Below are 26,478 nucleotides of genomic sequence, written 5' to 3' on the forward strand. Positions count from 1 at the left end.
AGATCCGACCAGGCCGCACCCGGAGACGACACAGCGGGCCGGATACCTTCCCAGGTATCCGGCCCGCTGTGTCAGTGCTGTGTCAGTGCCGTGTCCGTCTCCCGGTCAGGGAGTGGAGCGGGGAGCAGCTAGATCGCTGCCGCACCGCGCTCTCCGGTGCGGACCCTGACAGCCTCGAACACATCCATCGTCCAGACTTTGCCGTCGCCGGCCCGGCCCGTGTTGGAACTGGCGATGATGACATCGAGGATGTCGTCCGCCTGTTCGTCGGTGGCCAGGACTTCCACCCGGATCTTGGGCAGCAGGTCCACGTTGTACTCGGCCCCGCGGTACACCTCGGTGTAACCGCGCTGCCGGCCGTAGCCGCTGGCTGCGCTGACCGTGAGGCCCTGCACGCCGTAGGCTTCCAGGCCTTCGCGAATAGCCTCAAGCTTTTCCGGTCGGACGATTGCCGTGATCAGTTTCATGCCCCCACACTTTCCTTGCCCGTTGCGTTCTGCTTGCCGTTGGACTCGGCGTCCACCGGCACTTCGGCGGCTGCCTCTTCACTCATCGGCTTGCCCGTGATCAGTTCGTGCAGCGGCTGGAAGCTGCCGCCGTGCCCGCCGACGCCGAACTCGTAGGCGGTCTCTGCGTGCAGGCTCAGGTCCACACCGACAACTTCCTGTTCCTGGGAAACCCGGAAGCCCATGAGCTTGTGGATCGGGAAGGCGATGATGAAGGTCATCACGGCGGTGAAGACGATGGCCATCAGTGCCGCGAGGGTCTGGGCGACCAGCTGCGTGGTGCCGCCGCCGTAGAACAGGCCCGCGGTGCCCTGGGTCGGGGTGGCCAGGAAGCCGATTGCGACCGTGCCGACAACACCGGAGACGAGGTGGACGCCCACGACGTCAAGCGAGTCGTCGTAGCCGAACTTGAACTTCAGGCCGACGGCGAGCGCCGAGGCCACACCGGCTGCGACGCCGAGGGCGATCGCACCCAGCGGGGAGACGTTGGCGCAGGCCGGGGTGATGGCCACCAGGCCGGCGACCACGCCGGAAGCGGCACCGAGGGAGGTCGGGTGACCGTCGCGGAAGCGCTCCACGGCGAGCCAGCCAAGCATGGCGGCGGCCGGGGCGGCCAGGGTGTTGATCCAGATCAGGCCGGCCTGCTCCACAGTGGCGGCGGCACCGGCGTTGAAGCCGAACCAGCCGAACCACAGGATTGCGGCGCCGAGCATGACGAACGGAATGTTGTGCGGGCGGTGGTTCGGGTCCTTGCCGAAGCCCTTGCGGTTGCCGATGATCAGGACCAGGATCAGGCCGGCGACGCCGGCGTTGATGTGGACCACGGTGCCGCCGGCGAAGTCGATGACCGGCGCGAACGTCTGGCCGAACCAGCCACTGGCGGAGAAGAGTCCTCCACCCCAGACCATGAAGGCCAGCGGCGCGTAGACCAGGGTGGCCCAAATGGGCGTGAAGACCACCCAGGCGGAGAACTTGGCGCGGTCGGCGACCGCACCGGAGATCAGGGCCACCGTGATGATCGCGAAGGTGGCCGCGTAGCCGACCTTGAGCAGGTCAGCCGGTTCGGTGAAGCCGTGCAGGCCGAAGTGGCTGAACGGGTTGGCGAAGATCTGGTAGAAGTTGTCTTCGTTGCTCGTAGCCATCGAAGCGCCCCACAGGATCCACATGATGCTGACGGTTCCAATGGCGACGAAGCTCATCATCATCATGTTCAAAGCCGACTTGGCGCGGGTCATGCCGCCGTAGAAGAATGCCAGGCCCGGGGTCATGAACAGCACGAGTGCCGCGGCGACCAGGAGCCAAACGAGACCTGCGGTGAGTTCCATGGTCTACGTCCTCTCTTGCTATTAGGTGCGGAGTAGTCCGCCGGTCCCAACGCATTTATTTGCGTTCTAGAAAGAGTTTCGCGGGGCAGTGTTTCGCTGGCGGAGGATTTACATTGCCGGGTTGTTACAAGAACCTCCCGGACGTAAATGGTGCATCTCACACTTGTTACGGTTATGTTTCAGCGGATCATTCCCGCACTAGTTGGACCCGCCGCCAGCCGGCCCCGCATCTTCCCAAGGACGAACGCATTATGAGCAAGACCTCCCGCCCCGCCGGCGACGCCGCAGCCAAGGTGCCCTCCCGGGCCCCGGGCCGCTCCCGGCTGCCCCGGGACATCAAGGTGATGCTGGTGGCGGCCTTCCTGATTGCGATCGGTTTTGGCCTCGTGGCACCGGTTCTGCCCCAGTTCGCCACCACGTTCGACGTCGGGGCGACCGCGGCGGCCGTGATCGTGAGCATCTTCGCGTTCATGCGGCTCGTCTTCGCTCCGGCCGGCGGCGCCCTGATCGTGAAGCTGGGCGAACGGCCGGTCTACGTGGCCGGGCTGCTGATCGTCGCGGCGTCCACGGCGGCCTGCGCCTTCGCCCAGGACTACTGGCAACTGCTGGTCTTCCGCGGCCTGGGCGGGGCCGGTTCGGTGATGTTCACGGTGGCGTCCATGGCGCTCGTGGTCCGGCTCGCGCCGCCGGAAAGCCGCGGCCGGGTCTCCGGGGCCTATGCCTCCGCCTTCCTGATCGGCAACGTCTGCGGCCCAATCGTCGGCGGGATGCTCGCCGGCTTCGGTTTGCGGGTGCCGTTCCTGGCCTACGCGGCGGCCCTGGTGCTGGCCGCCGTCGTGGTGCAGACCCAGCTCAGCCATGTCCCCGCCGCCTCGCGGCAGCCCGGCGCCACAGCCCCGGCGATGGCACTGAAGGACGCGCTGCGGGACAGCGCCTACCGGGCCGGCCTGTTCTCGAGCTTCGCCAACGGCTGGGCCACCTTTGGCGTGCGGATGGCCACAGTGCCGCTCTTCGCCGTCGTGGCGCTCGGCGCCGGGCCGGAATCCGCCGGCTGGGCCCTGGCGGTGTTTGCCGGCGGCAACGCGGTGGCGCTGACGTTTTCCGGCCGGCTCGCGGACAGCCTCGGCCGCAAGCCGCTCCTGCTGGCCGGACTGCTGGTCACCGGCACCGCCACGGCGGCCATCGGGTTCACGCACCAGCTGCCCTGGTTCCTGCTCGCCTCCGCCTGCGCCGGGATCGGCTCCGGACTGCTCGGACCGGCCCAGCAGGCCGCCATCGCCGACGTGATCGGCAACGAGCGCTCGGGCGGCCGCGTCCTGGCCGTCTTCCAGATGGCCTCCGACAGCGGCGCGATCGTCGGACCGGTGGTGGCCGGGCTGCTGGCGGACCGGCTGGGCTACGGCTGGGCCTTTGGGGTCACCGGCGGCATCCTGTTGGCCGCCGCCGCCGTGTGGTTGCCGGCCCGCGAAACGTTCCGCCGGCCGGCGCCGGACCGCGCCTGACCTGCGGCGTTGCCGCCACTGGTCGGCTCTGGGCAATGCCTCCACCGGAACCCTGTCCGTGACCCTGCACAGGACGTCGTCCTGGGCCTGCCGGTCAGCGGCGCCCTCCGCCCTTGGCTAAGCTGGGGGCACGTGCCACAAACTTCCGGAGGTAATCCCCCATGGCCAAATTCGACTCTTCCCCCGGGAAAGCCGAAAGCCCCGACCCCGCCCAACCCGCCAACGCCGCTAAGAGCGCGGGAAACAGGAAGCGCGCAGGGTTGATCGCCGGCGCCGGAATTGTCGCCGTCGCCGCAGCTGTACTGGTTCCCCTCGCCCTCGGAAACCCGACGCCGGCACCGCCGGCCGCTTCTTCCCCCGCCCAGTCGGCACCGGCGCTCGCCCCTGCCGAGGCGGGACCGCCCGTCACCTATTACGCACAGCCGGGTCCGCCGGCCGGGTCGCCGCTGGAAAAGGTTGAGCCCCTCAAGGTCGATGTCTCCAACGACCTCGTGGGCACCTCCCTGAACAAGGGCATGACGGGAATTTCCCTCGAGGCCACGGATCTGGCCGATCCCGACCTCAGCAGCGACAACGCGTCGATGGTCAAGCTGCTCCAGGAGATCGACCAGCCGGTCCTGCGTTTCGGCGGCAACGCCGTGGACCGGCGCTTTTTCTGGACATCCAGCGGCGAGGCCGTCCCCGCCGACTACAAGGGCGACAAGACGCACCCGGTCAAGGCCGTGGGCCCGGCAGACCTGGTCCGGCTCAAGACCCTGCTGGAGGCCGGGGATGCCGAGGTCAGCCTCACAGTGGACCTCGGCCACTACAATCCGGCCCGGGCAGCGGACATGGCCAAGAACGCCTCGGCGATCCTCGGCAACCGGCTGCTGAGCATCACCGTGGGCAATGAGCCCAACGGCTTCGTGTTCAATGACGTCAAGGCCGGCAACGGCTACAGCCTGGAGCAGTACATCCGGGAACTGAAGGACTACGCGGCCGCAATCTATGCCATGGCGCCCAACGTGCCCATCTCCGGCCCGGGCGCCTATGACCAGAAGTGGTGGCAGCCGTTCGTCGACGCGGACCTCCCGCAGAAGAAGATCCTGACGTTCCACCACTACCCGCTCTCCAACTGTGACGGCGGCGTGCCCCAGGACTCGCCCACGCTGGCAAACGCGATGAGCCGAACGATGCACGACCGTGGCGTCAACTACCAGAAGGCGGCCCTCGCGGTGGGTCAGGCCGCCGGCCTGGAAACCTGGATTCCGGAAACCGGGATCTCGGCGTGCCCCGGTTCCAATGAGACCTCCCGTACCCACGCATCAGCGCTGTGGGCGGCAGACTATGCCCTCACCGCCGCCCAGCTGGGCATCACCCGAATCGGCTTCCACAGCTCGTTGCTGACGTGCAAGGGCGGCCCGCCCCTGTCCGCCATCTGCAGCGCCGGAGCCTACCCGTTCGGCAACGGCCAGATGTCCGGCCGGGCCAACTTCTTCGGCATCTCCATGGTGGCCGAGCTCGAGGCCGGCAAGTTCATGAAAGTGAACAGCTCCGGAGGCGGCCCGGCGTTCAGCTACGCGCTGCAGAACGCGGACGGCAGCACCAGCGTGGTGATCATCAACGAAAACGACCCCGAAAAGGCCGCGCAGACTTCCGTCACCCTGACCCTGCCGGGCAAACCGGTCACCGGGACCATGACCCAGCTCAGCGGCCCCAGCTACTCAGCCGAGAACCAGACCGTCATCGACGGCGCCAAGACCGAGCCCAAGCCCCTCGCCAAGCGCGCCACGGTCCCGGGGTTCGCGTACAAGTCCCAGACCCAGCAGTTCCAGCTGACCGCCGGAACCGTGACGGTCCTGAACTTCAAGTACTAGCCACTTAAGCAAAAAGTGCCCCGGTCCTGTCTGAACTGTCCAGACAGGACCGGGGCACTTTTTGTGGCGGTGCGTACTAGTTCAGCAGCGCATCCACGAAGCCTTCGGCGTCGAACGGCGCGAGGTCGTCGGCGCCTTCGCCCAGGCCGATCAGCTTCACCGGGACCCCGAGGGATTTCTGGATGGCGACGACGATCCCGCCCTTGGCGGTGCCGTCCAGCTTGGTCAGGACGATCCCGGTGATGTTCACGACCTCAGAGAACACCCGGGCCTGGTTGAGTCCGTTCTGGCCGGTGGTGGCGTCCAGGACCAGCAGCACCTCGTCCACCTCGGCCAGCTTTTCGATGACCCGCTTGACCTTGCTGAGCTCGTCCATGAGGCCCACCTTGTTCTGCAGGCGCCCGGCGGTGTCGATCATGACGACGTCGACTTCCTGGTCGATGCCGGCCTTGACTGCCTCGTAGGCCACCGAGGCCGGGTCCGCGCCGTCGATGTCCGACTTCACGGTGGGCACGCCGACGCGCTGGCCCCACGTGGCCAGCTGCTCGGCGGCGGCGGCGCGGAAGGTGTCGGCCGCGCCCAGCAGCACGTCCTTGTCCTCGGCCACGAGCACGCGGGCGAGCTTGCCCACGGTGGTGGTCTTGCCAACGCCGTTGACGCCGACAACCATCATGACGGCGGGCTTGTCGCCGTGGCGCTCGACGTTCAGGCTCCGGTCCATGGTGGGGTCCACGAGCTTGATGAGTTCCTCGCGGAGCAGGGCCTTGACGTGCTCAGGGTCGCGCGTGCCCATCACCTTGACGCGTTCGCGGAGCGAGTCCACAAGCTGCATGGTCGGTTCGGTGCCGAGATCGGCCAGCAGCAGGGTTTCCTCGACCTCATCCCAGACGTTTTCATCGATCTTGTCCGCCGAGAGCAGGGCCAGGAGCCCCTTGCCCAGGATGTTGTTGGACTTGACCAGCCGCTCGCGCAGCCGCATCAGCCGCCCCGCCACCGGCAGCGGGGTCTCCACCGGCACGGTTTCCAGCCCGGCTGCGTCGTCCGGAACCTCGAGGGTTGGTTCTTCGAGTTCGACGCCGTCCGGCGAGGTCCGTGCCGGTGCCGGTGCCTGCGCGGGACGGTCCTCCACAAGGGTTCCGGCTCCGGGGGCCTGCACGGGGTCGTTTGCGTCCCGCGGGCCGGTGTAGGTCTTGGAGCTCTTCCGGGTCTTCATGAGCACCGGGATCAGCGCACCGAGGACCACCAGGACAGCGAGAATGGGCAGAATGATGGGGAGGATGTCGTTCACTCCCCTAGCTTCTCACAAACCCCAAATGGGCCGTGGCCAGCGCTTTTGTTGCGCGTGGACGCCGCCCTGCCGGGACTTGGACGTTTGCCTAGATCTCCGCATTGAGCCGCTGGCTGATCACCGTGGAGACGCCGTCGCCGCGCATTGTGACGCCGTAGAGGGCGTCGGCGACTTCCATGGTGCGCTTCTGGTGCGTGATGACGATCAGCTGGCTGGATTCGCGGAGCTCTTCGAAGATGGTGATGAGCCGGCCCAGGTTGGTGTCATCGAGGGCGGCCTCGACCTCGTCCATGACGTAGAAGGGCGAGGGCCGTGCCTTGAAGATGGCCACCAGCAGCGCCACGGCCGTCAGGGAGCGTTCGCCGCCGGAAAGCAGCGAGAGCCGCTTGATTTTCTTGCCGGCCGGGCGGGCTTCGACCTCGATGCCGGTGGTGAGCATGTCGGTGGGGTCGGTCAGGACCAGCCGGCCCTCGCCGCCGGGAAACAGCCGGGCGAAGACGCGGACAAACTGCCGGGAGGTGTCCTCGAACGCCTCGGCGAAGACCTTCTGGACGCGGTCGTCGACTTCCTTGATGATGTCCAGCAGGTCCTTGCGGCTGGACTTCAGGTCTTCGAGCTGGGTGCTGAGGAACTGGTGGCGCTCTTCCAGCGCGGCGAACTCCTCCAGCGCCAGCGGGTTGACCTTGCCGAGGGCGGCGAGGTCGCGTTCGGCGCGTTTGAGCCGTTTTTCCTGCTCGGCCCGGACGAAGGGCTTGCCTTCGGAAATCTCACGGCCGTCCTCGTCCACCGGGGCGCGCAGTGCGGCCCATTTGTCCGCGGAGTCGCCGGCCGGGACCGGGACGGGCTGGTCGGGTCCGTAGTCGGCCACGAGCTGCCCGGCGGTCAGCCCGAGCTCCTCCACGCTCTTCAGTTCCAGCGCCTCGATCCGCAGCCGCTGCTGGGTGCGGGCGAGCTCGTCGCGGTGCACGGAGTCGGTGAGTTCGGCCAGTTCCCGGGCCAGGGCGTCGTTGCCGGTGCGGACCCCGGCCAGTTCCCGGTCCATCGCGTCCTTGCGTTCCTCGGCGCTGTCCCGCTCCCGGCGGGCCAGTTCCACGGACACGTCAATGAACCCGATGACCTGCTGCACGGCGACGGCGACGGCGGCGGCGCGCCGGGCCTGGAGCCTGCGGCGGCGGGCGCGTTCCGCGGCTTCCTCGCGGGCGCGGCGTTCGGTGGCGGCGGCGCGTTCCAGCGAGGCCGCCCGGTTGCGGGTGGCCGTGAGTTGTTCCTCGGCGCTGCGCAGGGCGAGCCTGGCCTCCATCTCGGCCGTGCGGGCCAGCGAGGCGGCCAGGGCCAGGGCGTCGCGGTGCTCCGGGGAGGGTTCCTGCTCCGCGGGGGCCTCGGTGGCCGCGGCGAGCCGGGCCGCCACCGCTTCCAGCGCACGTTGTTCGCTGACGATCTGGGCCTCAGCCTGGGACAGGGACGCGGCCAGGCGCTCACTTTCGGCGACGGCGCTGCGCAGCACGGCGTTCAGGTGGCCCAGGCGTTCGGCGACGGCCGCGAGTTTCGCGTCGGAGTCGTGGAGTTTCGCGAGGGCCGCGTCGGCACGGTCCTGGGCTTCGGCGCGCCGGGTCCGGGCGGTGGAGAGGGCGAAGCGGTTGCGTTCGAGCGCGGCGGTGACGGCGGCCAGCTTCGCGGCGGCGTCGTCGACGGCGGCCTGGACTTCCAGCAGCGACGGCGCCGACGCGGACCCGCCGGTGACGGTCAGCGCCGTGAAGACGTCCCCGGCGCGGGTCACGGCGGTGAGTTCGGGACGCGCGGCGATCAGTTGCGCCGCGGCGTCCAGGTCCTCGACGACGGCGACGCCGGCCAGCAGGGCGGCCAGCGGCAGGCCGGCGCCGTCCGGTCCCGCGGCCGAGACCAGTTCCGCGGCCCAGCGCGCGCCTCCGGGAAGCGTGCTGCCGCCGGTTAATGCATCGGCCGATTGCGCACCGGCCAACAGCGGCGGTGACGCGGCCGGGGTGCCGGCGAGCAGCAGCGCGGCACGGCCGGCGTCGTCCGCGCGGAGCAGCCGCACGGCAGCGGAGGCCGTTTCCTGGTCCCGGACCACCACGGCGTCGGACGCGCTGCCGAGTGCGGCGGCGACGGCGGCCTCGAATCCGGCCTCCACGGTGATCATGGACGCCAGGGGTCCCAGGACCCCGCCGGCCAGGTCCCCGGCGGCCGTGCCGAGCACGTGCCCGGAGCCGTCTTTGCGGTTCAGGCCCAGCTGGAGGGCGTCGCGGCGGGCCATGAGGGCGCCGCGTTCCCGCTCGCCCTCCCGCTCGGCCGCCTTCAGGGCATCAATGTCGGCGATGATCGTATCGAGGGCCTCGCTCGCGGCCTCGTAATCGGCGTCGAGCGATTCCTCGCCGTCCTCGACCCCTGCCACCTGCGCTTCCAGGGCGGTGAACTCGCTGTGCGCCTGCCGGCGGCGCTCCTCGCCCGCTTTTTGCGATTCGCGGAGGCGGCCGAGCTCGGACTGGGCGGACTCGACGCGGGACCGTGCCGCGCCGACCTGCCCGGCGAGCTTGGCCAGGCCTTCACGCCGGTCCGCGGCGGCCCGGAGCAGGGCGGCGAGCCGCTTGTCCTCGGCGGCGGCGGCCTGTTCGGCGTCGTGTTTGGCGGCTGACGCGGCGTCCAGGGCTTCGGTCCGGTCCAGGATCTGCCGTTCCAGCCCGGCCTGCTCGTCGCGGACGCGGGCGGCCTGTTGTTCCAGCTGGTCCGGATCCCGGCCGGTATCCGGAGCCACGTCCGCGGCGCCGAGCAGCCGGCGGCGCTCCTCGGCGAGCGAGCCGAGGGAACGGAGCCGTTCACGCCCGGTGGAGAGCGAATACCAGTTCTCCCGCGCGGCGTTCAGCGCGGGCGTGGCCTCGGCTGCGAGCCCTTCGAGGACCGCCTGGCGCTGCCGCCCGGCCTCGAGGTCCCGTTCGACGACGGCGCGGCGTGCCTTGAGCGCCGATTCGTCCGCTACGTCCTGCGCAAGCGCGGACTGCAGCTGGACGAGGTCGTCGGCCAGGAGCCGTGAGCGGGCGTCGCGGACCTCGAACTGGACGCTCTGGGCGCGCCGGGCCACTTCCGCCTGTTTGCCCAGCGGGGTCAGTTGCCGCCGGATTTCGCCGGTGAGGTCGCTGAGCCGGGACAGGTTGGCCTGCATGGCCTCGAGTTTGCGGACCGTTTTTTCCTTGCGGCGGCGGTGCTTGAGGATGCCCGCGGCCTCCTCGATGAAGCCGCGCCGGTCCTCGGGGGTGGCGTGCAGGACCTTGTCCAGCTGGCCCTGGCCCACAATCACGTGCATCTCGCGGCCCAGGCCGGAGTCGGAGAGCAGCTCCTGGATATCGAGCAGCCGGCATCCTGCACCGTTGATGGCGTATTCCGAGCCGCCGGTCCGGAACAGCGTGCGCGAGATCGTCACCTCGCTGTATTCGATCGGGAGGGCGCCGTCGCTGTTATCGATGGTCAGCGAGACGTGCGCCCGGCCCAGGGGCGGCCGGCCCGAGGTGCCGGCGAAGATCACGTCTTCCATCTTGCCGCCGCGGAGGGTCTTGGCTCCCTGTTCGCCCATGACCCAGGCCAGCGCGTCCACCACGTTGGATTTGCCCGAGCCGTTCGGGCCCACCACGGCGGTGACGCCCGGTTCGAATTCAAAGGTCGTCGCGGAGGCGAACGACTTGAATCCCCGGACGGTCAGACTTTTCAGGTGCAAGGCGCTTCGGTTCTCCTGGTCGGCGGACTGGCCCGCTGTTCGACGAAAGCATGTTTCGGACGGACGCGGGGGTTCGGGGCGGCCCCGGATACCTACAATCTACTGCGCATTTGCGGCCATTCCGCGCAGAACCAGTGCGAAGCCGCGGCGGATGGCGTATGCCGCATATGCGGGAATTGACCTGCACGGGGCATAGTTAAGCTCTCGGGCTTGTGAGCGGCCACCGCCGGAGCGCAGGACGGACATGAACAGGGGCTTGATTTTGGTAGGCAATGCAACATTCCGGCACAGCAACACCGCTTTACTTTCGGTGAGCAGCGTCGAAGCTCCGACGATCGTCAGTTCCATGGATTTCGACCGCAAGCTGGCTTCGACCCTGCGGCGGCTGGGGGTCCCCCCGAAGCTGCTCGAACGGGTCGCAGGCATCACGCACCGGCGGTGGTGGGCTCCCGGGACGTCGTTCGACGACGCAGCCATCGAGGCGGGCGCCAAGGCCCTGGCCGAGTCCGGCATCGAAGCGTCCGAGATCGGTCTGCTGATCAACACCTCCGTGACGCGGCGCAACCTCGAACCTTCCGTCGCGGTGAAGATCCACCACGGACTGCAGCTGCCTTCGTCGGCCATGAACTTTGATCTGGCCAACGCCTGCCTCGGATTCGTCAACGGAATGACGCTGGCGGCCAACATGATCGACTCCGGCCAGATCAAGTACGCGATGATCGTCAACGGTGAGGATGCCCAGGCAACGCAGGAGGCCACCCTGGCCCGGCTGCAGCGGCCCGAGACGACCCGCGAGGACTTCAACCGCGAGTTCGCCACGCTCACACTTGGCTCCGGAGCCGCTGCGGCCGTCCTGGGCCCGGCGGACGAGCACCCAGGGGCGCACCGGATCCTCGGCGGCGTGATGCGTGCCGGCACCGAGCACCATGAACTGTGCGTGGGCAGCATCGACGGCATGGCCACCGACACCAAAGGGCTGCTCGACGGCGGCCTGCAGCTCGTGGTCGACGCCTGGCACGAGGCCCAGCCGGAGTGGAACTGGGCCTCGATGGACCGCTATGTCACGCACCAGGTGAGCACTGCCTACACCCAGGCCATCATCAACGCCATTGACCTGGACCCGGACAAGGTGCCGATCACGTTCCCGCACTGGGGCAATGTGGGCCCGGCTTCCCTCCCCATGACCCTCGCGGCCGAAGCGCAGACTCTCGCAACCGGGGACCGCGTGCTGTGCATGGGCGTCGGTTCCGGCCTGAACACCGCCATGGTGGAAATCGTTTGGTAACCGCGGACTGGCCCGGCGTCGACCCTGAATGGTCGCGCGAAATCGATGTGGCGTCCACCTCCGCCGCGGACGAGCCCGGCACCGTGCGCCGCTGGCACCTGCTGGACAACGGTGCCCAGCTCGACCGCCGCGGCCTGACTCCTGCCGGCACCCTGCTGTGCGTGCACGGCAACCCGACCTGGTCCTACCTGTGGCGGTCCCTGCTGGCCGCCGGATCCGACCCCGCACATCCGTGGCGGGTGGTGGCGGTGGACCAGCTGGATATGGGCTTCTCCGAGCGCACCGGCACGTTCCGGCGCCTGGAGGACCGGATCAACGACCTGGGTGACCTCACCGCCGCGCTCGGCCTGGACGGGCCCGTCGTCACCGTCGGCCACGACTGGGGCGGCGTAATCAGCCTCGGCTGGGCAGAGGCACATCCCCAGCAACTCGCCGGCGTGGTGCTGACCAACACCGCCGTCCATCAGCCCGCCGGCACCCCCATCCCGCCGGCGCTGCGGCTCGCCCTGCACCCTGCCGTGCACCGCTGGGGAACGACGACGTCGGATGCGTTCCTGCGGGTGACCCACGCCCTGGCCCATCCGCCGCTCGCTGCGGACGTCCGGCGGGCCTTCATGGCCCCCTACCGCGGTGCCGGCCGCCGCGCCGGCGTGGGGCACTTTGTCGCGGACATTCCCGCCGACGCGTCCCATCCCAGCTTCCCGGCGCTGACCCGCGTCGCGGAAGGGCTGCGCGGGCTGAGGACCCCGGCCCTGATGCTCTGGGGCCCGCGCGATCCGATCTTTTCCGACCGGTACCTCAAGGACCTCATCGGCCGGCTGCCGGACGCGAAAGTCCACCGCTTCGAAGGTGCCGGCCACCTGGTCGCGGAAGACCGGGACATCGCCGCGCCCGTCTTCGAGTGGCTTGCCGAGTGCGTCCGGGCCAACGGAGACGGCCTGCAGCGGACAGCCGCCCCGGCCGTGCGGTCAGCCGGCGGCCCGGCCGCCCACCCGCCGCTGGACTACGGGTCCGGACCCCTGGAGCCCGGCACCGGGATCCCGCCCCTTTGGGCGCCCCTCACCGAGCTGGCGGCGGGACCCGCAGCCGGGGATACCGCCGTCGCGGAAATGGGCACGGACGGCAGCGTCGCCCGCTCGCTCAGCTGGCGGGAGCTGGAACAAAACATCGCCGCCCTCGCGGCGGGCCTGCAGGAAGCCGGTGTCGGGAACGGCAGCCGGGTGAGCCTGATGGTCCCGCCGGGCGTGGACCTGACCGTGGTCCTCTACGCCTGCCTGCGGCTCGGCGCGGTGGTCGTCGTGGCCGATGCCGGCCTGGGCACCCGCGGCCTGAGCCGCGCCGTGCAGGGCGCCACCCCGGATTTCCTCATCGGAATCGGCAGGGCCCTGGCGGCCGCCGCGGTACTCGGCTGGTCGGGACGGCGCATCAGCGTGCGGGACCTGCCGGCCGCCCGCCGCCGCCTCCTCGCCGTCGAGACCTCCCTCGCCGCCCTCGCCCGCCGCGGAGCCGGCCTCAGCCCGGAACTCCCCTGCCCGGGTCCGGCCCCGGTTCCGGACCCGGACGCCCCCGCCGCGGTGCTGTTCACCTCCGGCTCCACCGGCCCCGCCAAGGGCGTGCTCTACACGCACCGGCAGCTGGCCGCGATGCGCGACACCGTGGCCGAAACGCTGGGGATCGCCCCGGGCGCGCGCCTGGTGGCGGGCTTCGCGCCGTTCGCCCTGCTGGGTCCGGCGCTCGGAGCTGTCTCGGTGACGCCCGCCATGGATGTCACTGTGCCCCGCACCCTGTCGGCCAGCGCGCTGGCCGACGCCGCGGCAGCCATCGACGCCACGGTGATCTTCGCCTCGCCCGCGGCGCTGCGCAACGTCCTCGCCACCCGGGCCGGCCTGAGCCGGGCCGGTTACGATGCCCTGGGCCGTGTGGAGCTGCTGCTCTCCGCCGGCGCGCCGGTCCCCGAAGCCCTCCTCGCAGAGGTGCAGCGGCTGCTGCCGCGGGCCTCCCTGCACACCCCGTACGGGATGACCGAGGCGCTGCCCGTCACGGACATCAGCCTCGAACAGATCCGCGCCGCCGGGGCGGACGCCGCCGCCGGAACCGTGGCGGGGGCCGGCAACGGCGTGTGCGTGGGCCGGCCGGTGCACGGCGCCCGGGCCGCCATCATCCCGCTCGCTGCGGACGGCACCGCACCCGGGAACGAGCCCGTCACGGAGGCTGGAGTGACCGGAGAGATCCTCGTCAGCGCCCCGCACGTGAAGGATACCTACGACAGGCTCTGGCTGACCCAGCGCGAGAGCGTCCGCACGGCCGGATGGCACCGCACCGGCGACGTCGGGCACCTCGACGCCGCCGGCCGGCTCTGGGTGGAAGGACGCCTCGTGCACGTCGTGACGGCGCCGGGCGCTGTGGTGACGCCTGTGGGCGCCGAGCAGGCCATCGAACGCCTGGACGACGTCGGGATGGCCGCCGTCGTCGGGGTCGGTCCGTCCGGGACCCAGGCCGTCGTCGCCGTCGTCGAAACCGTTCCGCCGGTCCGCCGGGCCGGCCCCGCCGAGCCGCAGCTGGCGGGCCGCGTCCGGGACGCCGCCCGTGCGGCAGGCGTCAGCGTCTCCGCCGTGCTCGCCGTCCCCTCCCAGCCGACCGACATCCGCCACAACGCCAAGATCGACAGGAGCCGCCTGTCCCGGTGGGCTACGGCGGTGCTGGCCGGCGGCCGTCCGGGCACGCCGTGAGGGTCCTCGTCACCGGCGCGAGCGGACTGCTCGGCCGGGAAGTGGCGCGTCTGCTGGTGCGGCAGGGCCACGCCGTCAGCACATTCCAGCGCCGCCCCTCCGGCGTCGACGGCGCTACGGACCTCCAAGGGTCCCTAGCGGACGAGGACGCCGTCCGCCGAGCCGTCTCGGGCGCCGAGGGCGTCATCCACCTGGCCGCGAAGGTGTCCTTCACCGGCCGCGCCGCGGAGTTCGACGCGGTGAATGTCGAAGGCACGCGCCGCCTGCTCCGGGCCGCCCGCGAGGCCGGCGTGCGGGAACTGGTGTTCGTCTCCTCCCCCTCGGTGGCTAATTCCGGGGCCGCGATCGCCGGGCTGGGGGCCGAGGCGGCGGACCCGGCCCGCGCGCACGGCGACTACTCCCGCACCAAGGCCGAAGCTGAACTGCTGGCGCTGGCCGCGGACTCGCCGGATTTCCGGGTCGCGGCGGTGCGCCCGCACGTCGTCTGGGGCCCGGGCGACACGCAGCTGGTGGAGCGGGTGCTGGAACGTGCCAGCCGCGGCCGCCTGCCGCTGCTCGACGCCGGTGCGGCCCTGATTGACACTACCTACGTGGACAACGCCGCCTCGGCCATCGTCGCCGCGCTTCACCGCATGGAGCACGTCCACGGCCGGGCGCTGGTGGTCAGCAACGGCGAACCCCGCCCTGTCGGCGAGCTGCTGGCGGGCATTTGCGCCGCGGGCGGCGTCCCTGCGCCGTCCTGGACGGTCCCGGGCAGCCTCGCGCGCGCTGCAGGATCGGTCGTGGAGAAGCTCTGGTCCCGGTCCGGCCGGGCCGGGGAGCCGCCGATGACCAGATTCCTCGCTGAGCAGCTCTCCACCGCCCACTGGTTCGACCAACGCGAGACCCGTGAACTGCTCAACTGGGCCCCCGCCGTTTCCCTTGACGAGGGCCTGGCGAAGCTGGCCGGGCACTACACCCGCACTCCCCCTACCAGCGCCCGTTCCGCGGCCGGGGCTGGCAGACGGGGCAGGTATACGAGGACCGGTTCATGAACTGTTCCCGCTTGAGCAGGCTGACCCGGCCGGCGGCGGCGCAGCGCTTGCACTCGAGGCCCTCCCGGCCGTAGGCGTTCAGGGAGCGGTCGAAGTACCCGGAGGCTCCATTGACGTTGACGTAGAGCGAATCGAAGCTCGTGCCGCCGGCGGCCAGGGCATCCGCCATGACCTCGCGGGCGGCGTCAAGGACCCGCAGCGCGTCGGCGCGGCGCAGGGTGTCGGTGGGCCGGGCGAAGTGCAGCTGCGCCTTCCAGAGGGCCTCGTCCGCGTAGATGTTGCCGATCCCGGAGACCAGTCCCTGGTCCAGCAGCGCCCGCTTGAGCCCGGTCTTGCGGGCCCGCAGGCGCCGATAGAAGGTTTCGAAGGAGAACCAGGGGTCCAGCGGGTCCCGGGCAATGTGCGCGGCTTCCTCGGCGATGAGCGGCAGCGGCGATTCGGCGAGGCCGCCGGGGCCGCCGTCGTCGGTCGGGATCAGCGTGGTGAGGAACAGTCCGCCGAAGATGCGCTGGTCCACGAACCGGAGTTGGCCGGGCATACCGTCGGCCGGGCTGAGCCGCAGCCTGACCTTCAGGTGTTTTTCGTCCGGAACCCCGGGGTCCTGCATCAGCAGCTGGCCGGACATGCCCAGATGGGCCATGAGCGCGACGGCGGGGGCCGGCTGGTCGGCCAGCTCGTCGGCCGGGATACCGTTTCCGGACGGGGCCGGCGTGTCAGCCAGCGGCATCCACAGGAATTTGCCGCGGCGGACCACGTCCAGGACCCGCGCGCCTTCAAGGTTGCCGGCAAAGTCTTCCGGGCCCAGGGCGTGCCGGCGCAGGGAGCGCGGGTCCAGCACCTCGACGGAGGTGATGGTCCGGCCGCGCACCCAGCTCACCAGGCCGCGCCGGACCACCTCGACCTCGGGCAGTTCAGGCAACGCCGCTGCCTAGCTGCCGGTCTGGGACTGCAACTGCTGCGGATCAGGCGCGGACGGGGCGGTCAGCCGGCGCCAGGCATCAGCGGCGGCTTCCTGCTCGGCCTCCTTCTTGGAGTTGCCGGTGCCGGTGCCGTAGTCCGTGCCGCCAATCCGCAGCACGGCCTCGAACGTCCGGGCGTGGTCCGGCCCGGAGCCGTCGACCGCGTAGTTGATGGTCCCGAGCTGCCGGCTGGCGGCCAGCTCCTGGATGGAAGTCTTCCAGTCGGTGCCCGCGCCGAGGGCGGCCGCGTCCTTCAACAGCGGGCCGACCAGCCTCATGACCAGCTGCCGGGCCGTCTCGATGTCGTTGGAGAGGTAGGTGGCGCCGATCAAGGCCTCCATGGTGTCCGCCAGGATGGAGGCCTTGTTCTTGCCTTCGGTGAGCTTTTCGCCCTGTCCAAGGTAGATGTAGTCCCCCAGCCCGATGCTGCGGCCGATGCCGGCCAGCGCCCGGGTGCTGACGACGGCGGAACGGCGCTTGGCCAGGTCGCCTTCGGGCAGCGTGGGGTTGTCACGGTACAGCGCGTCGGTAACGGAGAACCCCAGGATGGAGTCGCCCAGGAACTCGAGCCGTTCGTTGGTGGGGATGCCGCCGTTTTCGTAGGCGTAGGAACGGTGTGTGAGCGCAAGACGAAGCGTCCCGGCGTCAATAGTGACACCGAGACGCTTCAGAAGCTCTTCAGTTGAAGACATCTTTTTCAGCCTGTTGGCGGATTAGACGTCTGCGACCTTGCGGCCCTTGTACTCAAGGAACAGCGCAGTGCCAGCCGAGTCGGTAACGACCTTTGCCTGGTGCGGCAGGCTGTACGTGACCTGGCCGTTCTCGACAGTCTTCACCAGGTGGGGGGCAGTTGCCTTCCACTGGGAGCGGCGGGCGCGGGTATTCGAGCGAGACATTTTCCGCTTCGGGACAGCCACGGCTAACTCATTTCTCTCTAGAAAAACACTTACAAATCAGTTTTGCCGGTCAGGCTTAGCCAAGTCAGCCAGGGCGGCCCAGCGAGGATCTACGACCTCGTGGTGATGCCCCGGCTCGTCTTCCAGGCGCACTCCACATTCGGAGCAAAGGCCCTGGCAGTCTTCCCGGCACACCGGCTGGAACGGCAGTATGGTGACAACTGCGTCCCGCAACACCGGCTCAAGATCGATCAGATCGTGCTCGACTCGACGTTGCTCTTCTTCGTCTTCTTCGTCGGAGAACACAGCATCCTCGTAGAAGAAAAGTTCTTGCACATCAACCTCTTGGTCATACGCAAGGGGATCCAGGCATCGGCCGCATTCGCCAGTAACTTCAACGTGCGCGGTTCCTGATACCAGAATTCCTTCGTGTACGGCCTCAAGCCGCAGGTCCAGCTCGACATCCGAGCCTTCCTGCACGCCAATGAGCGCCACACCAAGATCACTTGGCGCGGGTACATGTTCCGTCAGCGTCCGCATGCTTCCCGGACTGCGTCCGAGGTCCTTGACGTCGAACGCCAAGGGCGAACTAGCATCTCGTTTAATGAGAACTCCTGTTGAACATATGACCGACGTACTATCTTAGCCTGAACTTCCGGACGGACTCAAACCGGGGCACGCCGGCGGTTCACACCACAAGCGGCCTCGGATTCGGGCCACGCAACCGGCAGCAGGCCGCCGAGTACCGGTCAAGCTTACACTTTGCGCGCCCGGTTCGGGACCGGCTCGCCCGGGGCCAGCCGTTTCAGCACGGACCGGGGAACAAAGTCCGAGACGTCCCCGCCCAGGGCGAAGACCTCTTTGATGAGGGTGGAGGACAGGTGCAGGTAGTGGCTTTCCGCCGGCAGGAACACAGTCTCGACGCCGGTCAGCTGCCGGTTCATCGTGGCCATCGGCAGCTCGTAGTCGAAGTCCGAGGACGAACGCAGGCCCTTGACGATCGCGGACACGCCGCGCTGCCGGCAGTACTCGGCCAGGAGCCCCTCCCCCACGGGTTCGACCACGATCCCGCGCAAGGACGCGAACGTTTCCTTGGCCATGTCGATCCGCTCCTCAAGGCTGAAGCGGTACTTCTTGGAGTAGTTCGTGGACACGGCCACGATCACCTCGTCGAAGAGGCCCGCGGCACGCGCAATGACTTCCAGGTGTCCATTGTGAATGGGGTCAAAAGAGCCAGGGCAAACAGCGCGTCTCATGCTTCGAACCTACCGTATCCGCGCCGAAGCCCGGGATAACATGGCTGAATGTCAGCATCGAACAATCGCGCGGCCCGGCCTTCCACTGTGCCGCCCTTCACTGCGCGGCCTTCCACTGTGCCGCCTTTCACTGTGGACGGCGGCGTGGCCCTGGTCACCGGTGCCGCCATGGGCATGGGCCGGCTCTACGCCCTCCGCGCCGCCCGGGAAGGCGCCGCTGTGGTGATCCTCTGGGACGTCGACGCCGATGCCCTGGCCAGCACCGCCGCTGAAGTTGCCGCCCTGGGCGCCCGCGCCGTCCCCCGCACGGTGGACCTCGCGGATCGCGCCGCGATTGCCGACGCCGCCCGGGAGGCCCGGGCCGAGGGGCCGCTGGCGCTGCTGGTGAACAACGCCGGGATTGTCCGCGGCGCGTACTTCTGGGACCACGCCCCGGACCGTGACATCGCCCTGACCATGGACATCAACGCCCTGGCCCCCATGTACGTCACCCTTGAGTTCCTGCCGGACATGATGGCCGACGCCAGCCGCCCGCGCCGGATCCTCAATGTTGCCTCTGCCGCCGGCACGGTCTCGAATCCGCGAATGAGCGTGTACGCGGCCTCGAAATGGGCCGTCATCGGCTGGAGCGACTCGCTCCGGCTCGAGCTTGAGCAACAGGGCTACGGCCACCTGAAAGTCACCACCTTCTGCCCCAGCTACATTTCCACCGGCATGTTCGAGGGAGCCCGCGGTCCCCTGCTGACCCCGCTCATGACGCCCGAGGACGCCGTGGACCGGGCATGGCGCGCTACGGCCGCCGGACGGCCGCAGCTGATCGCCCCCGCCATGGCCAAGCTGGGGAAAGTACTCAAAGGCATCCTGCCGGTGCGGGCGTGGGACTTCGTGGGTGGAAAGGTCTTTGGGATCTACACCACCATGGACAGGTTCACCGGCAGGCCAGCCGCCGCCGCCAGCTCCGATACGGCAGGTTCCCGGTGACCGGCCCCGCCCAGCTCCCTGCCCAGTTCCCGTGGCAGCGCGCCGCAACCGGCGCCAACCTGCTCTCCCCCGACGGTTCGCTGGGCGTCACGATCTTCGAGGAGATGACCACCCTGGCCCTGAGCACGGGCGCCATCAACCTCGGCCAGGGCTTCCCGGACGAGGACGGCCCTGTGGAGATCAAGGAGGCCGCCCAGGCCGCCATCGCCGCCGGAGCCAACCAGTATGCGCCCGGCAAGGGCATCCTGCCGCTGCGGGAGGCGATCGCGGTGCACCAGCAGCGGTTCTACGGGCTGACCCCCGATCCCCAGACCGAAATCATCGTCACCACCGGCGCCACGGAGGCCATCGCCGCCTCCCTGCTCGCGCTGGTAGGTCCGGGAGATGAAGTGCTCACGTTCGAGCCGTTCTACGACTCCTACGGCGCCATCATCGGGCTCTCCGGCGCCACGCACGTCACCGCCCCGCTGCTGGCCCCGGATTTCATGCCGGACCTCGCCGCGCTCGAGGCCGCGTTCAGCAACCGCACCAAGGTGGTGCTGATCAACAATCCGCACAACCCGACCGGCGCGGTGTTCCCGCGCGAGGTGCTTGAGCGCGTCGTGGAACTGGCCGCTCAATACGACGCCGTCATCGTCACCGACGAAGTGTACGAGCACCTGACGTTCGGTGTGCGGCACATCCCGATCGCGACACTGCCCGGGGCGGCCGGGCGCACGCTCACCATTTCCTCGGCTGGCAAGACGTTCTCCTTCACCGGCTGGAAGATCGGTTGGCTCTCCGGGCCGGAGGAGCTCGTGGCCGCCGCCCGGACGGTCAAGCAGTTCCTGAGCTACAGTTCCGGCACGCCCTTCCAGGCCGCGATCGCGGTGGGCCTGGGGCTTCCGGACGAGTTTTACGCCGGCATTGCCGACACCCTCCGGTACAAGCGCGACATCCTCAGCGAGGGACTGCGCGCGGCCGGCCTCGACGTCCTGACCCCGCAGGGGACCTACTTCGTGAACGTGGACACCTCACCGCTGGGGATCACCGATTCGGTGGAGCTGGCCCGCAGGCTGCCGGCCCTCGTGGGCGTCGCCGCGATCCCGGTGCCTGTCTTCTGCCACGCCGACGGCGCCGAGCGCACCCGCAGCCTGCTCCGCTTCGCGTTCTGCAAGCAGCTGCACGTGCTGGAGGAGGCCGCCGAGCGGCTGGCGACCTTGCGCGACAGGCTGTGAACATGGCCGGGCAGCAACCCGGGGCCTCGCGGTTCCTGCGGACCACCGGACAGCACGCCGTGATCGAACCGGATCCCTTTACCGAGGGCGGCTTCGTGCTGAGCATCGGCGGCGCCGAGCAGTCCCACGTCAACCTGGCCGACCCCGCGGATATCTTCTACGAATACCTGCGCAGGATCGGGCACGTCGTGGACCTTGCCGCCCCGTGGGGCGAGCCGATCACGGCGCTGCACCTGGGCGCGGGGGCCCTGACGCTGGCCCGGTACATCCAGGCCACCCGGCCCGGCTCGGTCCAGTACGCCGTGGAGCTGGAGCGGGAACTGCTGGACTTCGTGCTCGCGCAGCTGCCCCTGCCGGAGGGAACCGAGCTGCACACGGTGATCGGCGATGCCCGCGACGCCCTCGCCGGGCTTCCGGCGGACCTGCGCTTCGACGTCGTGATCCTGGACATCTTCTCCGGGCCGGAGGCGCCGGAACACATCGCGTGCACCGGCTTCTACCAGGAGGCGGCGGCCCGGCTGACGCCGCGCGGTGTGTTGATAGTCAACGTGGGCGACGAACCCGGGCTGACCCTGGTCCGGAGCCAGATCGCGGCCATGCGCCAGGCCATGGCCGACGTCTCGGCCTTCGCGGAGGCCGGAATGTTCACCGGCCGGTACCCCGGAAACATCATCCTGACCGGGACGCAGGGGCCGTGGCCCGAGGTCTGGACGGCGGCGCTCACGGCGCGCGGTCCGCATCCGGCCCGGCTGCTCGCCGGCGTCGATCTGGACGCGCTGGCCGGCTAGTCCCCGGCCTCCAGGTCCACGGCTTCCACGCCGGGCTCGGCGAACCACAGCCGGGTTTCGCCATACTTCTTCTCGGCAAACCGTTCCATGCCCTCGGGCCACGCCGGCTCGGGACTCCGGGACGAGCGTTCCACCACCACGACAGCGCCCTCGCCCAGGTGCGGCACCAGCTTGGCCAGCACGGCAGCGAGGGCCGGCTCGTCCAGGGGGTAGGGCGGGTCCAGGAACACCAGGTCCCAAATGGCGGAGTCGGCGGTCCGGTCCAGGAAGGATTCGACCTTGGAGCGGTGCACGGAGACCACCTTGCGGCCCGTGACGGTATTGACGAGGTCGGCGTTCCGCTGGCAGACGGCGCTGGCCTTGGCGTCGAATTCGACCAGGTCCACGCAGTCCGCGCCGCGGCTGCCGCTTTCCACCCCCAGCGAGCCGGATCCCGCGTACAGGTCCAGCACGCGGGCGCCGGCGATGACGTTGAAGGCATCCAGCCGGGAGAACAGGGCCTCCTTGACCCGGTCCGTGGTGGGCCGTGTCAGGTTCCCGGGCACGCTGTTCAGCGTGCTGCCGCCGGCCGCGCCGGCAATGATCCGGCTCATGCGCGATCCCCCGCGGACGTGTTTGCCTGGCTCGTGGTCCTAGCCGCGTTCAAGGAACGCCTCCTTCTCGGGGTTCAGGTATTCGTCGATCGCGGCCGCAAGCCTGGGCTGGCCCTGCAGCGAGGGATCGGCGGCGACGATCCGCTGGGCGTCCTGCCGGGCCCGGGCGATCACGTCCTCGTGTTCGAGCACGCGCAGCAGCTTCAGGGTGGAGCGGCCGCCGGACTGCGAGGCGCCGAGGATGTCGCCCTCCCTGCGGAGCTTGAGGTCCTCCTGGGACAGTTCGAAGCCGTCGGTGGTGGCAGCCACGGCATCCAGGCGGCGCCGGCTCGGATGGCCCGGCTCCAGGGTGGTGACCAGCAGGCAGGTCCCGGGCAGCCCGCCGCGGCCCACCCGGCCACGCAGCTGGTGGAGCTGGGAGATGCCAAAACGGTCCGCGTCCAGGATCACCATGAGCGTGGCGTTGTGCACGTCCACGCCGACTTCGATCACGGTGGTGGAAACCAGGAGCTTGGTCTGGTTGGCCGTGAAGGAGGCCATGGTCTCGGACTTCAGCACCGGGTCCTGCCTGCCGTGCAGCGGCGCCACAGTGATCCCGGCCAGGGCCGGTTCGTCCTGGAGGTGTTCCACGACGCCGGTGACGGAGGCGAGTTCCCGCGCGCCGTTCTCGCCTTCGAGGTCCGCGGCGGACGGTTCGGCCTCGCCCGGGGTGAAGTCGCCGTCGTCGTCCGCGCCGATCTTGGGGCAAACGACGTAGACCTGGTGGCCGGCGTCGATCTCCTCCCGCGAACGGGACCAGATGCGGGTGGCCCACCCCGGGTGTTCCGCGAGCCCCACCACGTGCGTGGAGATTGGGGCGCGGCCGGCGGGGAGCTCATCGAGCACGGAGGTTTCGAGGTCGCCGAACACGGTCATGGCCACGGTCCGGGGAATAGGCGTGGCGGTCATGACCAGCAGGTGCGGCGGTTTGCTGGCCTTGGCCCGGAGGGCGTCGCGCTGTTCCACACCAAAGCGGTGCTGCTCGTCCACCACGATCAGGCCGAGGTCATAGAAGGACACGTTGTCGCTGAGCAGGGCGTGGGTGCCGATCACGATTCCGGCCGTCCCGGAGGCCGCGTCCAGCATGGCCTGCTTCCGCGCCGCGGTGGGCATGGAGCCGGTGAGCAGGGTGACCTGGACGGCGTCCGGGCCGAACCCGCCAAGCATCCCGTCGCGGGAGAGCGGTCCGAGCGTGCGCCGGATGGATTCATAGTGCTGGGCGGCGAGGACTTCGGTGGGGGCCAGCAGGGCAGCCTGTCCCCCGGCGTCCACCACCTGCAGCATGGCGCGCAGCGCCACGATCGTCTTGCCGGAGCCCACCTCGCCCTGGAGCAGCCGGTTCATGGGCGAGTCCCGGGCGAGCTCGTCGGAGAGCGTCTTGCCGACGGCGGCCTGGCCGGCGGTCAGCGTGAACGGCAGCTGGCGGTCGAAGGCGGGCAGCAGCCCGTCGGGTGCCGGGCGGCGGGCCGTCGCTTCCTCGGCGGCGAGTTGGGCGCGGCGGCGGGCCAGGGCCGACTGCAGCACCAGGGCTTCCTGGTAGCGGAACCGGTCGCGGGCGCGCTGGAAGTCCGCGGGGGTTTGCGGGGCGTGGATCAGCCGGTAGGCATCCGCGACCGGCAGGAACTTCTCCCGCGCCGCGATCTCGGCCGGCAGCGGGTCGCCGAGGGTTTCCAGCTCCACGGTGTCCAGCAGCGTGGAGATGACCTTCTGGATGGACCAGCTGGTCAGTTTGGCCGTGGCCGGGTACACCGGGATCGGCATGGCGGCGAGCTTCTCCGGGTCGAGGCCCGGCGTTTCGGGGTCCTCGTCGAGCAGCAGGAAATCCGGGTTGGTCAGGCCGAGGGATCCGGCGTAGCGGGTCACCTTGCCGGAAAACATGGCGCGCCGGCCCGGCTGCAGCTCGGCCTTGGCCCGGAACCCGTTGAAGAAGCTGACCTTGAGCGTGCCCGGCAGTGCGCCGGCGGCCCGGGCGGAACCCGTTCCGGCGTCGTCGGAGATCACGACGTCGGTGAGGGAGCCGCGCCGGGCGCGCATGGAGCGGGTGCTGTTGGAGACCACCCGGGCGATCAGGGTCACTTCCTCGTCCAGCGGGACTTCGCTGATGGGCGTCAGCTCGCCGCGGCTGAGGTAGCGGCGGGGGAAGTAGTTCAGGAGCCCGCCGACGGTGGTGATGCCGAGGTGTTTTTCGATGACAGCCGCGGAGCGCTTGCCGATGCGGCGCTCCAGGCCCAGTTCAAGTTCAGCGTGCATGTCCGTCGGGGTTTCGGGTTTCGGCGGCAGCTGCGAGAGCATCGGGGGCAGCAACGGTGGCGGCAACGGTGGCGGCCGGTGCCTCCGGGTCGCGCGGCACTGCGAGCTCGCTCACGGAAATGTCCGTGGGCTCGCCCAGGGAACGGATCAGCGCGACGGCGGGGTCCGCGTCCAGGACGTGGACGTGGACGCGCCAGCGGTAGCGCCCGGCGGCATCCGCGCCGCCGCCAACCTGGCTCATGATCACCGAGTCGCCCATTTCGTCGAGCCGCTGGCGCATCATGGCGGCGTCCAGCGGGGACAGGGAGATGGTGCACATGACTTCGACGCCTTCGTCGCGTGGCATGCCGACGTGGATATGCGGATCCTGGACATCGTAGCCGTGCAGCCCGTCCAGCAGTTCGCTCTGGAGTTCCTCGCCCAGCACGGCGGAGCGGAGGCAGTCGAGGATCAGAAGCATGCCCACGCCGCCGGCGTCCACCACGTGGGCGGCCTGCAGGGCATCGAGCTGCTCCTCCGTGCGCACCACGGCGGCCAGGGCCGCCTCGACGGCGGCATCCAGGGCCAGCCCGAGCGTCTGGTTGCTGTCATCGCCGTCGTGTGCTGAGTCCACGGCGGCCGCGGCCCGGGCGGCAGCCTCCATGACGGAGAGCATGGTGCCGGGCACGGGATCACTCAGCGCCGACCAGGCCCGGATCTGGGCCCGGTTCAGGGCCGCAGCCAGCAGGGGTGAGCTGATCCGGGTGTGGCCGGCCAGGGGTTCGGCGGCGGCGCAGAGGAAGACGGCGAAGAGGGTTCCCGAGTTGCCGCGGGCCTGCTCCATGGCAACCTCGCCGGCCTGCGCCAGGACGGCGCCAACGTCATGCAGGGACGGATCCGGTGCCGCGTGCGTCGCCCCGACCGGATGTCCCGGCACGGCGGCGTCGGCTGCGTGGGCCGCGGCGCGGACGGTCAAGTAGAGGTTGGTGCCGGTGTCGCCGTCGGCCACCGGAAAGATGTTGATGGCGTTCAGGCGGTCGCTGTGGTTGCCGAGCGTGGTTTCCGCCTTGCCCAACCACCGCTTCATCGCTTGCGCGTTGGCGGCAATCTTAGTCTGCAAAGTGATCCCATCCCACAGCGTCAGCGGGCCTGCCCGCGATCGTTACTCCCGTGCTTTCGGTTGGTGCAGGGGCCTCTACCGAGCCTATCGCAGTGAACCCGGGAGGGAGCGGAACCCCTGCCGGGAAAGTGGCGAGCAGCCCGTGGTCTTCACCGCCGCCGAGGACCCAGGCCATCGGGTCGGCCCCCACCAGCTCCGAGGCCGGCAGCAGCGGGGCGGCCAGTTCCTTCAGCGCGGCGGCTTCCAGATTCAGCACCGCGCGGCTGGCGGCCGCCATGCGGTTTCCGTCCCGGACCAGGCCGTCCGAAATGTCCATCATGGCCGATGCTCCCGCCTCACGCGCCAGCGGTCCGGCCGCGAGCGGCGGCTGCGGCCTGCACTGGATGTCCAGGAGGGAGCGCTGCCCGGCGGTCAGGTCGCCCACGGGGACGTCCGACTCCAGCAGCGCCAGCCCGGCGGCGGCCCGGCCCACAGTTCCCGCCAGGGCCACGGTGTCCCCCGGCCGGGCCCCGGAGCGCAGGACGGGCTCTTTGCCGTCCAGGGTCCCCACGATGGCAACGCTGACCGCCAGTTCGCGGCCGCGGCCGAGGTCGCCGCCGGCCACCGCGCAGGCCGGAGCCCCCAGCTCCCTGATGCCGGCCACGAGGCCGTCCGCGAAATCCTCCACCCAGGAGACAAGGGTCTCCGGCGGCATGGTCAGGCTCACCACAAGGGATGTGGCCCGGGCGCCCATGGCATTGATGTCGCTGAGGTTTTGTGCCGCGGCCTTCCAGCCGACGTCGTACCCGGTGGTCCGGTAGCCATTGTTCCATTCGAGCCGGAAATCCTGGTCCGCCACCTGGGTGTCGATGCTCAGCACGGTCCGCCCGTCCGGTGCGGCGACAATCGCGGCGTCGTCCCCCGGGCCGAGCAGCAAGTACGACGCCGCCGCCGGGCCGCCATCGGGCTGCGGGATCGTCAGCCGCGGGAAGATGCGCCCCAGCAGTTGGGACTCCGAGAGCCCGGCAACAGTCAGTGCGGCGTCCGCCGGCAGGGATCCGGACGCAGCGGCATCAGGCACAGTGTCGGGCGCAGGAGTTTCAGGCACGGGAGATTCAGGCACAGCCCTACGCTACCGCGAGGGACTGACCGTGCCGGGCTGTGGCTCCAGG

General features: G+C 69.8%; 22 protein-coding genes. 8 read left to right on the forward strand and 14 right to left on the reverse strand.

The features are described 5' to 3' along the window. Positions 1 to 128: 128 nt before the first annotated feature. Positions 129 to 467 carry a P-II family nitrogen regulator gene (locus tag C566_RS0106125; RefSeq protein WP_018773460.1) on the reverse strand — a complete coding sequence of 113 codons (339 nt, stop codon included), beginning with the start codon at positions 465 to 467 and terminating at the stop codon, positions 129 to 131. Continuing rightward, positions 464 to 1,831, reverse strand: a complete 1,368-nt coding sequence (locus C566_RS0106130) for an ammonium transporter (protein ID WP_018773461.1) — start codon at positions 1,829 to 1,831, stop codon at positions 464 to 466. The genes C566_RS0106125 and C566_RS0106130 overlap by 4 nt, the downstream gene beginning before the upstream one ends. Before the next feature lie 251 nt (positions 1,832 to 2,082). Here C566_RS0106130 and C566_RS0106135 point away from each other — a divergent pair, with 251 nt between their 5' ends. Beyond that, a complete protein-coding gene (locus C566_RS0106135) occupies positions 2,083 to 3,333 on the forward strand; it encodes an MFS transporter (protein ID WP_018773462.1) in 1,251 nt (416 codons plus the stop codon). Between the two features lie 161 nt (positions 3,334 to 3,494). After that, complete coding sequence (locus C566_RS0106140; RefSeq protein WP_155846743.1) at positions 3,495 to 5,189, forward strand: hypothetical protein; 1,695 nt, start codon at positions 3,495 to 3,497, stop codon at positions 5,187 to 5,189. Between the two features lie 76 nt (positions 5,190 to 5,265). On the opposite strand, the gene ftsY is transcribed toward C566_RS0106140, so the two are convergent. The 3 genes from ftsY to C566_RS22900 all read right to left on the reverse strand — a co-directional run bounded on the left by ftsY (position 5,266) and on the right by C566_RS22900 (position 10,549). Then, positions 5,266 to 6,477, reverse strand: a complete 1,212-nt coding sequence (ftsY, locus tag C566_RS0106145; protein ID WP_018773464.1) for a signal recognition particle-docking protein FtsY — start codon at positions 6,475 to 6,477, stop codon at positions 5,266 to 5,268. Between the two features lie 88 nt (positions 6,478 to 6,565). Then, positions 6,566 to 10,201 carry a chromosome segregation protein SMC gene (gene smc / locus C566_RS0106150; protein WP_018773465.1) on the reverse strand — a complete coding sequence of 1,212 codons (3,636 nt, stop codon included), beginning with the start codon at positions 10,199 to 10,201 and terminating at the stop codon, positions 6,566 to 6,568. A gap of 99 nt (positions 10,202 to 10,300) precedes the next feature. Next, positions 10,301 to 10,549: a hypothetical protein gene (locus C566_RS22900; RefSeq protein WP_196802345.1), complete on the reverse strand. Its 249-nt coding sequence runs from the start codon at positions 10,547 to 10,549 to the stop codon at positions 10,301 to 10,303. On the opposite strand from C566_RS22900, the gene C566_RS0106155 reads away from it, so the two are divergent. The 3 genes from C566_RS0106155 to C566_RS20955 are packed head-to-tail and all read left to right on the forward strand — an operon-like array spanning position 10,464 to position 15,249. Then, the gene (locus tag C566_RS0106155; RefSeq protein WP_026266440.1) at positions 10,464 to 11,486 is read left to right on the forward strand and encodes a 3-oxoacyl-ACP synthase III; all 1,023 of its coding nucleotides are present in this window, start codon (positions 10,464 to 10,466) and stop codon (positions 11,484 to 11,486) included. The two genes, C566_RS22900 and C566_RS0106155, sit on opposite strands and share 86 nt — an antisense overlap. Next, on the forward strand, positions 11,480 to 14,215 hold the full coding sequence (locus C566_RS0106160; RefSeq protein WP_018773467.1) for an alpha/beta fold hydrolase: 2,736 nt from the start codon (positions 11,480 to 11,482) through the stop codon (positions 14,213 to 14,215). Before C566_RS0106155 ends, C566_RS0106160 begins: the two co-directional genes overlap by 7 nt. Next, a complete protein-coding gene (locus tag C566_RS20955) occupies positions 14,212 to 15,249 on the forward strand; it encodes an NAD-dependent epimerase/dehydratase family protein (protein ID WP_081627270.1) in 1,038 nt (345 codons plus the stop codon). Before C566_RS0106160 ends, C566_RS20955 begins: the two co-directional genes overlap by 4 nt. On the opposite strand, the gene mutM is transcribed toward C566_RS20955, so the two are convergent. The 5 genes from mutM to coaD all read right to left on the reverse strand — a co-directional run bounded on the left by mutM (position 15,185) and on the right by coaD (position 18,360). Further along, positions 15,185 to 16,168, reverse strand: a complete 984-nt coding sequence (mutM, locus tag C566_RS0106170; protein WP_018773469.1) for a bifunctional DNA-formamidopyrimidine glycosylase/DNA-(apurinic or apyrimidinic site) lyase — start codon at positions 16,166 to 16,168, stop codon at positions 15,185 to 15,187. The genes C566_RS20955 and mutM overlap by 65 nt on opposite strands. A 9-nt stretch (positions 16,169 to 16,177) precedes the next feature. After that, positions 16,178 to 16,900: a ribonuclease III gene (rnc, locus tag C566_RS0106175; protein ID WP_018773470.1), complete on the reverse strand. Its 723-nt coding sequence runs from the start codon at positions 16,898 to 16,900 to the stop codon at positions 16,178 to 16,180. Between the two features lie 21 nt (positions 16,901 to 16,921). Next, positions 16,922 to 17,125, reverse strand: coding sequence for a 50S ribosomal protein L32 (gene rpmF / locus C566_RS0106180; RefSeq protein ID WP_009356569.1), 204 nt, complete (start codon positions 17,123 to 17,125; stop codon positions 16,922 to 16,924). Between the two features lie 36 nt (positions 17,126 to 17,161). Further along, the gene (locus C566_RS22300) at positions 17,162 to 17,686 is read right to left on the reverse strand and encodes a YceD family protein (protein WP_079553424.1); all 525 of its coding nucleotides are present in this window, start codon (positions 17,684 to 17,686) and stop codon (positions 17,162 to 17,164) included. Between the two features lie 173 nt (positions 17,687 to 17,859). Then, the gene (gene coaD, locus C566_RS0106195) at positions 17,860 to 18,360 is read right to left on the reverse strand and encodes a pantetheine-phosphate adenylyltransferase (RefSeq protein WP_026266441.1); all 501 of its coding nucleotides are present in this window, start codon (positions 18,358 to 18,360) and stop codon (positions 17,860 to 17,862) included. A 117-nt stretch (positions 18,361 to 18,477) separates the two neighbouring features. Between coaD and C566_RS20960 the strand changes: the two genes are divergently transcribed. Genes C566_RS20960 through C566_RS0106210 form a run of 3 tightly spaced genes read left to right on the forward strand, consistent with a single transcriptional unit; the run spans position 18,478 to position 21,346 of the window. Further along, positions 18,478 to 19,341: an SDR family NAD(P)-dependent oxidoreductase gene (locus C566_RS20960; protein WP_231386257.1), complete on the forward strand. Its 864-nt coding sequence runs from the start codon at positions 18,478 to 18,480 to the stop codon at positions 19,339 to 19,341. Further along, positions 19,338 to 20,558: an aminotransferase class I/II-fold pyridoxal phosphate-dependent enzyme gene (locus C566_RS0106205; protein ID WP_018773476.1), complete on the forward strand. Its 1,221-nt coding sequence runs from the start codon at positions 19,338 to 19,340 to the stop codon at positions 20,556 to 20,558. Before C566_RS20960 ends, C566_RS0106205 begins: the two co-directional genes overlap by 4 nt. 2 nt (positions 20,559 to 20,560) lie before the next feature. Continuing rightward, on the forward strand, positions 20,561 to 21,346 hold the full coding sequence (locus tag C566_RS0106210; protein ID WP_018773477.1) for a spermidine synthase: 786 nt from the start codon (positions 20,561 to 20,563) through the stop codon (positions 21,344 to 21,346). Here C566_RS0106210 and rsmD read toward each other — a convergent pair. From rsmD to thiL, 4 genes are read right to left on the reverse strand one after another with little or no spacing between them, the layout of a single operon-like run. Next, positions 21,343 to 21,939, reverse strand: a complete 597-nt coding sequence (gene rsmD / locus C566_RS0106215; protein ID WP_018773478.1) for a 16S rRNA (guanine(966)-N(2))-methyltransferase RsmD — start codon at positions 21,937 to 21,939, stop codon at positions 21,343 to 21,345. The genes C566_RS0106210 and rsmD overlap by 4 nt on opposite strands. 39 nt (positions 21,940 to 21,978) lie before the next feature. Next, complete coding sequence (locus C566_RS0106220) at positions 21,979 to 24,228, reverse strand: ATP-dependent DNA helicase RecG (protein ID WP_018773479.1); 2,250 nt, start codon at positions 24,226 to 24,228, stop codon at positions 21,979 to 21,981. Then, on the reverse strand, positions 24,218 to 25,294 hold the full coding sequence (locus tag C566_RS0106225; RefSeq protein WP_043423224.1) for a DAK2 domain-containing protein: 1,077 nt from the start codon (positions 25,292 to 25,294) through the stop codon (positions 24,218 to 24,220). Before C566_RS0106225 ends, C566_RS0106220 begins: the two co-directional genes overlap by 11 nt. Positions 25,295 to 25,316: 22 nt before the next feature. Continuing rightward, complete coding sequence (thiL, locus tag C566_RS0106230; protein ID WP_018773481.1) at positions 25,317 to 26,387, reverse strand: thiamine-phosphate kinase; 1,071 nt, start codon at positions 26,385 to 26,387, stop codon at positions 25,317 to 25,319. Positions 26,388 to 26,478 lie beyond the last annotated feature (91 nt).

Origin of the sequence: Arthrobacter sp. 131MFCol6.1, assembly GCF_000374925.1 — a bacterium.
GTDB lineage: Bacteria > Actinomycetota > Actinomycetes > Actinomycetales > Micrococcaceae > Arthrobacter.

Bases quoted from the DNA above. Each gene is read 5' to 3' on its own strand.
- C566_RS0106125 (WP_018773460.1), bottom strand. From the start codon at position 467: ATGAAACTGATCACGGCAATCGTCCGACCGGAAAAGCTTGAGGCTATT.
- rnc (WP_018773470.1), bottom strand. From the start codon at position 16,900: ATGTCTTCAACTGAAGAGCTTCTGAAGCGTCTCGGTGTCACTATTGAC.
- C566_RS0106210 (WP_018773477.1), top strand. From the start codon at position 20,561: ATGGCCGGGCAGCAACCCGGGGCCTCGCGGTTCCTGCGGACCACCGGA.
- C566_RS0106220 (WP_018773479.1), bottom strand. From the start codon at position 24,228: ATGCACGCTGAACTTGAACTGGGCCTGGAGCGCCGCATCGGCAAGCGC.
- C566_RS0106140 (WP_155846743.1), top strand. From the start codon at position 3,495: ATGGCCAAATTCGACTCTTCCCCCGGGAAAGCCGAAAGCCCCGACCCC.
- C566_RS0106135 (WP_018773462.1), top strand. From the start codon at position 2,083: ATGAGCAAGACCTCCCGCCCCGCCGGCGACGCCGCAGCCAAGGTGCCC.
- C566_RS22900 (WP_196802345.1), bottom strand. From the start codon at position 10,549: ATGGAACTGACGATCGTCGGAGCTTCGACGCTGCTCACCGAAAGTAAA.
- C566_RS0106225 (WP_043423224.1), bottom strand. From the start codon at position 25,294: ATGAAGCGGTGGTTGGGCAAGGCGGAAACCACGCTCGGCAACCACAGC.
- C566_RS0106130 (WP_018773461.1), bottom strand. From the start codon at position 1,831: ATGGAACTCACCGCAGGTCTCGTTTGGCTCCTGGTCGCCGCGGCACTC.
- coaD (WP_026266441.1), bottom strand. From the start codon at position 18,360: ATGAGACGCGCTGTTTGCCCTGGCTCTTTTGACCCCATTCACAATGGA.
- rsmD (WP_018773478.1), bottom strand. From the start codon at position 21,939: ATGAGCCGGATCATTGCCGGCGCGGCCGGCGGCAGCACGCTGAACAGC.